This is a genomic window from Leptospira idonii, assembly GCF_004770995.1.
Lineage (GTDB): Bacteria > Spirochaetota > Leptospiria > Leptospirales > Leptospiraceae > Leptospira_A > Leptospira_A idonii.
Map to the genome: position 1 here is coordinate 119,129 of NZ_RQHW01000010.1, position 11,879 is coordinate 131,007.

At 39.0% G+C, this 11,879-nt stretch carries 9 protein-coding genes; 4 read left to right on the forward strand and 5 right to left on the reverse strand.

What is annotated here, in order from left to right:
- The first annotated feature begins 91 nt into the window (after positions 1 to 91).
- Both EHS15_RS03270 and EHS15_RS03275 read left to right on the forward strand, forming a co-directional pair.
- Complete coding sequence (locus EHS15_RS03270) at positions 92 to 1,396, forward strand: hypothetical protein (protein ID WP_135759111.1); 1,305 nt, start codon at positions 92 to 94, stop codon at positions 1,394 to 1,396.
- Positions 1,397 to 1,402: 6 nt separating this feature from the next.
- Positions 1,403 to 3,901 (forward strand): sigma 54-interacting transcriptional regulator, encoded by a 2,499-nt coding sequence (locus EHS15_RS03275; RefSeq protein WP_135759112.1) that lies wholly within the window; start codon positions 1,403 to 1,405, stop codon positions 3,899 to 3,901.
- Positions 3,902 to 4,171: 270 nt separating this feature from the next.
- Here EHS15_RS03275 and EHS15_RS03280 read toward each other — a convergent pair whose 3' ends face one another.
- Positions 4,172 to 5,263, reverse strand: coding sequence for a M12 family metallopeptidase (locus EHS15_RS03280; protein WP_135759113.1), 1,092 nt, complete (start codon positions 5,261 to 5,263; stop codon positions 4,172 to 4,174).
- Positions 5,264 to 5,501: 238 nt separating this feature from the next.
- Between EHS15_RS03280 and EHS15_RS03285 the strand changes: the two genes are divergently transcribed.
- Entirely contained in the window at positions 5,502 to 5,855 is a 354-nt protein-coding gene (locus EHS15_RS03285) for a hypothetical protein (protein ID WP_135759114.1), read from the forward strand.
- Positions 5,856 to 5,998: 143 nt separating this feature from the next.
- On the opposite strand, the gene EHS15_RS03290 is transcribed toward EHS15_RS03285, so the two are convergent.
- From EHS15_RS03290 to EHS15_RS03305, 4 genes are all read right to left on the reverse strand, one after another.
- Positions 5,999 to 7,960: a leucine-rich repeat domain-containing protein gene (locus tag EHS15_RS03290; protein WP_135759115.1), complete on the reverse strand. Its 1,962-nt coding sequence runs from the start codon at positions 7,958 to 7,960 to the stop codon at positions 5,999 to 6,001.
- 216 nt (positions 7,961 to 8,176) lie between these two features.
- Positions 8,177 to 9,421 (reverse strand): RNA polymerase sigma factor, encoded by a 1,245-nt coding sequence (locus tag EHS15_RS03295; RefSeq protein ID WP_135759116.1) that lies wholly within the window; start codon positions 9,419 to 9,421, stop codon positions 8,177 to 8,179.
- A gap of 20 nt (positions 9,422 to 9,441) precedes the next feature.
- On the reverse strand, positions 9,442 to 9,801 hold the full coding sequence (locus EHS15_RS03300; protein ID WP_135759117.1) for a YciI family protein: 360 nt from the start codon (positions 9,799 to 9,801) through the stop codon (positions 9,442 to 9,444).
- Between the two features lie 18 nt (positions 9,802 to 9,819).
- Positions 9,820 to 10,656 carry an alpha/beta hydrolase gene (locus tag EHS15_RS03305; RefSeq protein WP_135759118.1) on the reverse strand — a complete coding sequence of 279 codons (837 nt, stop codon included), beginning with the start codon at positions 10,654 to 10,656 and terminating at the stop codon, positions 9,820 to 9,822.
- A 294-nt stretch (positions 10,657 to 10,950) separates the two neighbouring features.
- On the opposite strand from EHS15_RS03305, the gene EHS15_RS03310 reads away from it, so the two are divergent.
- Positions 10,951 to 11,790 (forward strand): hypothetical protein, encoded by an 840-nt coding sequence (locus EHS15_RS03310; RefSeq protein ID WP_135759119.1) that lies wholly within the window; start codon positions 10,951 to 10,953, stop codon positions 11,788 to 11,790.
- Positions 11,791 to 11,879 lie beyond the last annotated feature (89 nt).

The window sequence follows — 11,879 nt, forward strand, 5'->3', positions numbered from 1 at the left end:
ATCTTTCGCTCTTTTTTTGTTAGCTTCATGTTTTATATTTTTTAATCCAAATCAATGAATTCAAAATTTATGTTCTATTTCAGGAGAATATATGAAAAGGTTTCTTTCTAAAAAAAATGTTTTCATCGGAGTGATTGTTTTATCCGGATTGATCCTTTTAACAGGATTCTCTTTTTTGAGAACGGAAAAAAAAGATCATATTGCTGTGACTCTGGCGGAAGAAAAATTAATGCGCGAAAGAGGCATTCCCCATGAGTCTTCCGAAACCATTTGGGATGGATCTAAAGTTTGGCGCCCGGACTTCTTAGAAACCGAACGAATCCTACAAAAGTCAGAATTAGCAACACCTAAAATACTATTTATGGAATACCAGCTAGAGTATCGTTATCCTTCCGATTCCAGACCTCTTACAAAAAAGATGGCAGACCTTTTGAATCCATTTAAAATCAATCAAGAGAAAGTTCCTATTTTCAAACCGGATTCGGATGGAGAAATTCAAGGTTACTTCTCATGGTACAGCAGTTTATATATGGTAACGGAAGATAAGCCCGCAATTGCTTGGCTGCAAGTGTATGATGCAAAAACAGATAAGCCGGTTCACGCAAGAATCCTTTCTGCAGAAATCCAATCCGATTTGGTGTTTGGCGAAAAACCGGTTGGCACTGCAGATTATAACGATTCAGGAGCAGGGTATGACAACGAAGCAAATGATGGAGTTTATACTTTTTCCTGGGTACCAAGGAAAGGAGAAAAATTGCATTGGGGAGAACTTACCATGAAAGTTAAGTTTGATGCTCCCAGTATCAAACTGAAAGAAACAGAAGCCAGTTTTACCTTCAATTCAACACCGATCCTACCTGCCAAATTTACGGGGAATTACCGTGAATATTTAGAGAATGGCTCCCTATATATCAGTGCGGAAGTTGATATTTACAAACCAGGACAGTACATCTTTGAAGCAAACCTCTTTGACAAAGAATCGGAAACGCCTTATCATTGGGTATATATGAGAAAGTATCTGGAGAAAGGAACATCTCAAAAGGTGGATTTACCGTTTTTCGGAGCGATTTTCCACGACAGGGGTTTTGAAGAAGGCAGGTTTATCTTGAGAAATTTAAGAGGCCATCGAATGAATCTGCCCTATGACCCGCGTAAACTGAACGAAATGATCACAAAAGGCCAGGAGGTTCCAGTCACCCATGAACCTTTGCAAGAATGGATGCCCCTCCCTGAAGAACCATATACGACTCTCAACAGATATGATGTAGTTCAATTTTCTCCTCTCGAATACCAAGGAGCCGATAAAAAAGAACGTTTGCGTGTTCTGGAAGAGTACGCTGCCGATTGGGAAAAAGCTCATGGTGCTTCCGTAGACACCGAAATTGGTGAGAATTAAAATTCAATGCATTTAGACCAGGTTAGGATCTTTGTCGCTTTTATCATCCTAACCTGTCTTGTTGTGATCACTGTTATCACATTCCTAAAAGAAAATTTAGGCAAAGTAGGTAAAGCCTTCCTTGGACTTGTAGTTTCCTTATTTGCCTGGTATTTTTTTCACACTCTGTCTTATTACCTTTCCAAATACCATGAACCATCCTACATAGTAGGCACACTCGCTGGAGTTTCCGTACTTTGTGTAGGATTCGCCATGTATATATTTTGTGAATTTTTTCCGGAAAGTTCGCAAAACAAATCTTCCAAATATAGAATTTTATTATTCGGATTGATATCCCTTTCTCTTACCCCGCTCACCTATTCCGATTTATGGATTAAAAATAGAGGTCAAGTAGGTGTCGTCGGCCCTTTTTTTTATATAACCAGTGTTTGGATTGTTTCTATGATTCTATCCGGAGTGACTTTACAAATTTGGAAATATAGAAATACAAACGATCCGCGCAAAAGAAACAGGATCTTACGTTTACTACTATCCATACTCTTTCACCTAACTATCACCGTATTCTTTTCTGTTCTCCTCCCCGCTTTCGGATCGTGGGAATACTTTTTTTTAGGACCTGCCACATCTGTTTTAGGGCTTGCTCTCATCATTTATGCAATCCAATTCCATCCACTACTCAATTTTCGTGAGGCGATGATTCAAATTGGAAGCAGATTGATTTTTGGAATTACGATCTCCGTATTGATTTATTTCCTAATCACCTATGTGGATAGTTTCCTCCAAAAAGAAACACTCTCTTATCATAATTTAATCGTTTTCTCTTTATTATTTTCCGCAGGGATTCTATATGGAAGCATCCTCCATCCGAAACTGGAAAAATTAATCTTCCAGCCAAAGGGAAATGTGGAAGATGCCATCGTTCAAGTGTTTCTCAAACAATCCTCCGGATCTTATTTTGATTTGGATGAGATGTTGGATGATTTGTTAAAACCGATATATACCAATTTGGGTCTTTCCAAAATCCTTGCTGTAGTAGTAGATCATGAAGATAAGTTGATTTTACATGATTTAGGAGAGAACGCATCTGAAATCAAAGAAATTGCATCCAGATTAGTGTTTAGCCGTGTCAACAGAGGGAGAAAATTACCAGTAGAACTTGTAAAAGAAAGTGATCGTATCTTTTTGTTAGATGAGGATGCATCCATTCCCTTCAGGGAAAAAACAAGTTTCACTTCCAATTATTTTCGATTGGTTCGACGAACCGTAGGTTATAGACCCAAAGTAGTCTCTTTGGGATACAGAGTTGTGATGCCGTTAGTACTTCAAAATCAAATCTGTGGTTATCTGTTTTTAGGAGATAAAAAAACAAAAAGACCTTTTTTCGAAGATGAAGTGGATCTTTTGGAACGTTTGCGGATTCCGTTTGCAGCTCTGATTCGAAATCTGAATGATAATACAAGAATCCGTTATCTCAAAAACCAAGCGGAAGCAGAACTTAGGGATTTAAAAACAGTACATGCAGAAAAAGAAATCGTCTATCAAACAGTAGCCGGTAAGACTCTCGTTTACAGAAGTCAGGCGATACAAGAAACCCTAGATCATATAGAAAGAATAGCCCCGCTCAATCGTCCGGTATTCATTCATGGAGAAACAGGAACAGGGAAAGAACTTTTTGCTAATTTGGTTCATGAAAAATCGAGACCGGAGGAACCTTTTGTTCCCCTTAACTGTGCAGCTCTTCCTGCAAATCTTTGGGAAGATGAAATTTTTGGTCATATTAAAGGTGCGTTTACCGATGCAAAAAATTACAGAACAGGTGCTGTCGAAAAAGCAGGGAAAGGAACTTTATTTTTTGATGAAATTGGAGAGATGCCTCTATCCATGCAGGCCAAGATGCTACGCCTATTACAAGAAAGACAATATTCCCCCATCGGCTCTTCCGCTCTTTTGAAAGCAGAATGTAGATTTATTTTTGCAACCAATCGAAATCTGGAAGAACTCATCCGTGCCGGTGAATTCAGAGAAGATTTATATTATAGAATCAATGTATTCAGGATCGATCTATTACCTTTGCGACAAAGAAAGGAAGATATTTTACCTCTCGCAAATTTTTTGTTAACCTCCTTTACCAAAGAGATGAACACTCCTATTCAGATGATTCCTTCTTCTGTGATTACCGCTTTCCAAAATTATTCATGGCCAGGCAATATACGTGAACTCGAAAATAGTTTACTCCGTGCATTGAGTACAACAAAAGAAAACGGGCTCAGTCTTGATGATTTTCCCATCTTAGCAAAGGAATACCAAAAGCCGGCAAACCCTAAAAATAATTTCCTACGAAATGATTTCCCTTCTGATATTGACGGTAATTTTCATGAGATTATGGATGCCTATGCTTTAAAAATCATCCAATCGGCATTACAGAAAGCGAAGGGAAATAAATCACATGCAGCAAAAATTTTAGGAATACGAAGGTCTAGCTTAGAATACAGATTGAAAAGATAATGACGATTCCGGGCGAGCCCCCAAACACCTAACGATGTTTCGAAATTTGTTACTCATGTATAAAAATAATCTCAATACATCGGGGTCGGGCTATGCAGGGCTTCGGTCGCTAAAGCGACCGCTCCGCGCCCTTACTATCCCTCTCGCAATAAGCTTCTTTTATTTTTAGTTATGTGGAACCGTTTGCATCCCAATTCGGTAAGACCCCAACTTAGAAACGAACTATGGTTCAAAAACTTCTAGGTTGGGAGTTTGCACAAAACAAACGAATCAATTAGATTGGTTCAACACAAGCTTTCCTTTAGATTTGGAGATTGCGAAGGCCAGTTTGCACTGCGAATTAGAGTCAATGACCCAGAGATGGCCGACATAGGTTCCTTGCTGATGTTTTTTGCCTGGACGAATCGTTGCATACTTGGTCTTTTTGCCCTCGCTAAACCAATATAAAGTAAGAATATCTTTCGTATTATTTTGAACAGTGAACGAACTTGCGCCAGATACGTTTTCAGACATATCCTCTAAGTCTTGGCAATTAATTTTAGAAACTCCCGACATTGTGTGAGTGTCGTTAGTAACTGGTTCGTCATCGATCACTGGTGTGATTACGGGAGCCACGTTTTCTTCAATTACAGCAGTTCTACCAGGATACATTTTTGCGATATTGGTCTTATCCATTTCGGAAAGTTCTGTATTCAGTTCTACCGACGAACCATCAAGAGTCCACGACGAAGGATACGAATAGACCATAATCGATAGGGGGTCGTATTGGCTGAAATTAACACGATTGCGGTCGTGCGGCTTGATGATAAAATCGTCTACCATTTCGATCGTCCATCCATCCCTAGACATCTCGTTGAAAATAGCATCTCTGTTCCAGCGTACTTGATTGGATGGATTCTGGTGTTCGTGCTCTAAACCCAGTGCATGACCGAATTCGTGCAATATGGTGGCTTTATCTACCCATGCGTAATTCATCGTAGGTTCATTCTGTGCGAAAGATTCTGCCTGGTTGCCTACCGCAGAATTGGAACCGGCACCTTTCTCAAAATCGATACGGATGTTGGATTTTTGCCCCCGGAGCTGCGCAACGGAGTCGAAAAATTCAAAATTCAGATTCGCATAACGCGTCCATTCGACAGCAATGCTACGCACCATCTGGCGTTCGGCATTCGTGCCTCCTAGAAATAGGATACGTACAGTCTGGCCGTTTTTCCAGCGGGTGCCTTTGACTTCGACGGAGCGGGCGGTAACTGTGGGTTTCGCAGGTGGTTTAACGATGCTCATGCGCTTACCACCTTGAGTGGCGAAAACGGCACTGCTGAGGATCAGACAGACCGCAAATAGGATGGTAATATTTTTCATAGGAATCCCCACTTTTCTCGGACAGCAAGAAGTTAAGCGGTCTTGCTGTCCGAGAGATTCTCTATCATCAAAGAAAGAAGTAAAGCCTAAACTAAAATCACAAGGGGAATTAATTTTGAATTTATAGAAATGCCTCGGTGTTTTGTATCTCCTTGGCCATTTTACTGTTCAACTCATCGGGATAGTACTAAGAAAAAAAAGATTCTTGACGGGGAGCAAAAAATTGTTCTGATGCGGTATGGCTTTCAGAATCTTTTTGCTTACAGTTGCCGGTTTTTTCTGCACTCATTGTGCATCGTTGGATCTCTCTGGAAAAAGTTATGAGGGCAAACCGGCAGAAAGCACACAGAAAAAAAAACCGGGAGTCATAGGTGCGGCGCAGGCGGGGCGACTCGATTTCGCAGAGGAAAAAGTGACCTATATTTTACCCGGTTCCGACAAAAAAGGCGTCGGCACCTATAAGGCCTCAGCCAGTACAGTTACGATCCACGACAACACAGGAAGCACTTATACTTTTACAATGAAAGAAGACGGCAAGATCTTACTCTGGAACGGGATCGAACTTCGTCGTACAGACTTTCCTTGGCCCTAAGCAAGCATAATATCCGTTATCCGAAAAAGACGATTCGATTTCAGATACGTGCTATTCTAGCACGGCGACGAGCCCACTCTTTCTGTTAGTTTACTGCCGACGAGAACAACCATCATTTTATTCCTCACTCATTCGCTCCGGGGTTAGTCCGCTATAGGATTTTTTTCGAGATTTAAAGTTTGTAGATTCTTTAAATTTGTAACGTATTCTGGAATTTGAGTGATTTGGTTGTTCGATAAATCAAGAATTTGTAAGTTCTTTAGATTTGTGATGTGTTCCGGAATTCGAGTGATTTGATTATTCAATAAATAAAGAATTTGTAGGTTCTTTAGATTTGTGATGTGTTCCGGAATTTCTGTGATCTGATTGTTAAATAGATCAAGGACTTGTAAATTCTTTAAATTTGCAATGTGTTCTGGAATTTGAGTGATTTGGTTGTCCGTTAAATAAAGGACTTGTAGGTTCGTTAGACTTGCGATGTGTTCCGGAATTTTTGTGATCTGGTTTTTCGACAAAGTAAGGATTTGCAAATTCTTTAGATTTGTAACGTATTCTGGAATTTCCGTGATCTCGTTGTTAAATAAAGAAAGGACTCGTAGGTTCTTTAGACTTGTGATCTGTTCCGGAATTTGAGTGATCTGATTGATATATAAATAAAGAATTTGTAAGTTCTTTAGATTTGCGATATGTTCCGGAATTTGAGTGATTTGGTTGTTATATAAATAAAGGACTTCTAGGTTTTTTAGATTTGTAATGTGTTCTGAAATTTGAGTGATCTGGTTGCCGTATAAAGAAAGGACTTCTAGGTTTTTTAAATTTGTGATGTGTTCCGGAATCTCTGTGATCTCGTTTCTCGATAGATCCAGGACTTTTAGGTTCTTTAAATTTGTGATGTGTTCTGAAATTTGAGTGATTTGGTTGTTCGATACATAAAGAACTTTTAGGTTCTTTAGATTTGTGATGTGTTCTGAAACTTCTGTGATTTGATTGTCCATTAAATAAAGGACTTCCAAGTTTTTTAGATTTGCGATGTGTTCTGGAATTTGAGTCACCTGGTTGTTCGATAGATCAAGGACTTTTAGGTTTTTTAGATTTGTAATCTGTTCCGGAATTTGAGTCACCTGGTTGTTCGATAAAGAAAGGACTTCTAAGTTTTTCAAATTTGCGATGTGTTCTGGAATTTGAGTGATCTGGTTGTAATGTAAATAAAGGACTTCTAGGTTCGCTAGATTTGCGATGTGTTCCGGAATTCGAGTGATCTGATTGTCATATAAATAAAGGACTTCTAAGTTTTTTAGATTTGTGATGTGTTCCGGAATTTCCGTGATCTGATTGTTCGATATATCAAGGACTTCTAAATCCTTTAGATTTACGATGTGTTCTGGAATTTGAATAATTTGGTTGTTATATAAATAAAGGACTTCTAAGTTTTTTAGATTTGTGATGTGTTCCGGAATTTGAGTGATTTGGTTGTTCGACAAAGAAAGGAATGTTAAGTTCTTTAGATTTGTAATGCGTTCCGGAATTTGAGTGATTTGGTTGTTCGACAAAGAAAGGAATGTTAAGTTCTTCAGATTTGTAATCTGTTCCGGAATTTCTTTCAGGTTCCATCCAGTTAGGTCCAAATATTGGAGATTGGGAAAACGATTCAGAATCTCCCAGTTCGTTAGTTCGCCTCTTTGAATTTTGAATCCATAGATGCATTCCGCAGGAATCGTTTCCAAACGAAGATATACCGAATAGTCCAAGATATACCCTGGGCGGATCGGTAAACTTTCGATAGGATTTCCAATCAGATTTAGAATGGTTCCCATCGGGAGCTTCGTAGCATCCGAAGGGATATCTTTTATTAAATTATTTCTCAAATCAATTTCCCCTAGAAATCCCAAACTCCAAACTCTTTCCGGTATTTTGCTTAAGGCCCCGCTTGCTTTACGAACCAGGAACATTTCCAAATTCTCTATATGCATCTCATTGAAATCAATTACAGTATCATGAGAGTATCCCAAAAGAATCTCTGTTACTTTGTAGAGAGAGAGGCTGAGTTTGGGAGATTGGAATTTTTCAGCTTCGTCTAAAATGCTAGCAATTTTGGCTTGGAACATAGCAAGAACCTGCTCTTTTATGGGTTTTTGTCAATATCGATTTCCTACTACATCCTCGACATTAGATGCATCTGATTTTTTGACTCACTGATTCTAGGCAGATCAGATAGAAATATTTCCCCCTCTTTAGATTTTGCTGATACTTAAAATTTTTATCCGCAGCTATGAGGCAACAAATCACACGTGACAAAAATTTCAGGTATCCGAGGATCCTGCTTAAAATGCCAAACCAAAAGATAACAATTGTTTAATTCTTTTCCGAAGTGCCGATTTATCGTTTTTCGTTTTGGCAAGAGAGACAGCTTTATCGAAATACAGTTTTGTTTTTTCAGGTTCCGATTCTATATATAATTCGCCGAGTAATGAATAATAATAGGGATTTGTTTTTAATTCCAGCGCTTCTAGTTCTTTGAGAGCAGCTTCCCTTCCCTCAGCTCGAAACAAAGCATAGGCCCGATTCAATAAAAGGAGAGGTGAAGACTCTAAATTCAAAAGACCGGTATATAGTTGAAAAATGGTTTCCCATTTTTTTTCCTTTTCCTCAGGCAAAGTATGCCAATAAGCAATGGCTGCTTCCAGATGGTATTTGGAAAACTTAGGTTCTTTGTTTGCCTGGAAAAAGAAATACTCTCCCTTTTTGATATAGTTTTCATTCCAAAGGGTTCGATCTTGATCTCCATAAAGAACAATTTCTCCTTCCTGATCAAGTCTTGCATCAAATCTAGATACATGAAAACAAAGGAGAGAAAGAAGCGCATTCGCTTCCGGTGTATTCGTTTCTTTTGTTTCCAATAAAATGGAACAGAGACGAATCGCTTCCAAACATAGGTCTTTCCTTAATGGGACCTCCCGCCGACTAGAAGAGTAACCTTCGTTGAACAATAAATAGATGGTTCTAAGAACAGAAGTTAACCGACTCTCCAAATCGAGAGAGAAAGGAATTTCTAAGGTTATATTATTTTCCCTTAACTTTTCTTTTGCACGAAATAATCTTTTGCTAATTGTCTCTTTATTGGAAAGAAAGGCATCTGCAATTTCTTCAATCCCGAATCCGCATAAAATCCGAAGAGACAAACCGATTTGAGACGTTACGGGAATAGAAGGATGCGAGAGCGCAAATATCATCCTAAGCTGACTGTCCTTGATATTCTCTTCAGAAAGATCCAACTCAAATTCGGATGTAGGAAGGTCTCTGCGATAAAACGGAAGTATCTTGTTTTGAAAAATAGAATCTCTATGGATTAGATTCTTTGCCTTATTTTTTGCAACTGCATACAACCAGGCGACTGGGTTTTCCGGGATCCCGTTGAGACCCCAAACATTGGATGCAGTCAAAAAAGTTTCACTTGCAATATCCTCTGCAATTTCGATCTGATAGAATCCGTATTGTTTACAAAGCACGGAAATAATCTTCGAATATTCCGTTCGAAATAAATTCGGTATAAGATCCGATTGCTCCATCAAGACTTACGCATATACCTTTATTCTTCTTCCTTATGGATACCGATGATTCTTCTCACTTCCACACTGTTACCTTCTCCCATTAGGATGGGACAATCTTTGGCAATATTTGTTGCATCCTCGAAGTTCCTGGCTTCAATGATGATGAAACCTGCGAGAGACTCCTTTGTTTCCACAAATGGACCATCTGTGATGAGATGATTCGATTGGATCACTTTTCCCTCTGTTGACAAAGCTGTCCCTGATTTGAACTGCTTTTTTGCCACTATTCCATTGACCCATTCTTGGTATTGTTTCATATAAATCTGCAATTGTTCTGGAGAAGGTTGGGCTTCTTTTGTAAGGATATCTAAACGCATTAAAATTAAGTAATCTTCCATGATGGATCTCTCTTGATTTTATTTTATATTTTTTCGGATAAAATTTCGAACCCTGATTTCATATTCTGTTCGATTCTCATCCCATATAAATCCGTGAGAACCTGAATCAGGGAACCATACTTCACTCATGCCAGGATATAGTTTTGAAAGAGACTCCGAATGTTGATAGGATACAACTGAATCTTTCTTACTGTGAATAAAAAATAAAGGCACAGAACTGGACAATCGTAAAGAATTTTCAGGACTCAGCAACAAATCAAATTTTCCTCTAGTAGTTACAAGACCAATCAAAGACTGGACTGCCCAATTCGGCAATGAGGCTGACTCTGGAGAGTCCAAAATCAACCTTTCAAAACTAAACATAGGGTTTTCTAGAATTAAACCTTTCGCGTCTCTCAAAAAAGGAAGCGCAATTAAAACGGAAGAAGCCCCGACTGAAGATCCAACTATTAAAATATTCTTATATTTATTGAAAAGATACAAATAGGCAGATAAAACATCTCGCGACTCGCGGTTTCCAAAACTTAAACCGGGAACCATACAGGGAGCCTCGCCATGACAAGACAAATCATATCCGTTTAACGACAGAAAAGAAACTTCATGAAAATGGAATTGTTTTGTGATGCGAATATTCCCACAGGATTTGCCCCAGACTTTTTCCCCTTCTTGGCTACATTCCTTAAAATTTTTACTGATCCCTTTCCATACCGGAAATAAAATTTGGTTGCTTGCAGACCAGATTCCAACTGCAAAGGAAAAGAGGATCAAAGCTAAAATGATCACAGAAAAGTAACCTAGCCGCAATAGAATACGATTCCTCTTGGGTTGCCGGTTCCGTTCTTGTTTTTGAGTCATATCAATCTCCTTTGCCTTTATATCAAACGAAGATGGTAAAAATGGACATTGCCTTTCGAAAAAGGGAAAAAATTGAGAACAAAATGGGAGATTTGCGAAGAAAATTCTTTGATTTGGTCCAGTTGATTTGGAAAGATTTTTACGCGTCCAGGGAGTCACCTCCATTCGAACAAAGATGCTTTTCTCTGCGTTTCACCAGGAAAACTATGTTCACAAAGAAGAATTGGCTCCACTCTTGATTGACCCCAGAATCATTAGGACCGCAGTTTTTTAATTACATAAGGCAAAAAAGGCATGGATCTCACTTTACTTGTTTGGAACAACGCAATTGCCATTTTAATTGTAGCAATTGTTTGTTGCCTTGCAAGTTTTCGCCAAACCATTCTTTCTATGCTTATCGCAACCTTTACTCTGTTAGCTTGTATTCAATTTATCAGCGAATCTCATCATGATCCTGTCGAAATCATGGGCTTTATCAAGCTTATGTTGCTTCTGCCCCTTGGCTTGGGAACCGTAATCGCATTTGCTAGTTTTCCCGAAGATAAGCGGAAAAGGTTTTTGCCATGGTTTTCCCGTTATATCAACTTTGCTGTGGTAACGAATATCTTCGTTATGGTTTTCACTCCCGATGGAGGCACCTATCGCGGGCTCCTCAGTCGCATTGTATGTCTAACTCTTCTCTTCTGGTTGGTTCAGGAAATGACAAAAGAACGTTTCCAGACGACTCAGTTTGATCGTGGATTTTTCATATTTCGATCCTCACCTTTACAATGGATCTATTGTCACGCTGCTTATCGCATCGCACTCCTATCACTGCCAACCTTTGAGAACCAAAAATATCTGCTTCTTGAGCCATTGGGTCTACTCACCATGTCAGTCCTCTATCGTTTTCACAAAAAAAGATATGCTCTCCATTATTATTTCGGTTTTGCAGATACGATCGTGGTAACAACTTTAACTGTGCTTACGAAGTATCCGATTCTGCCCCCGTTTGAATCCAAGGGTCCCTCTATCAGTGGACTATCTCAAAATCAATGGGACATGTTATTTATACCCATTCAGCTTACAGTCATCGGAATTGCTTTGCGAGCTATATTCAAAAATCCATCGTACCATAGCGTCCCTGAGACATAAAAAACCCACCGGCAGTAGTAGAATAAAATAAAGGGAAATAAAACAAAAAAGCCACACGTATTAGGTGAGGCATTTGGTGAGATGATTTT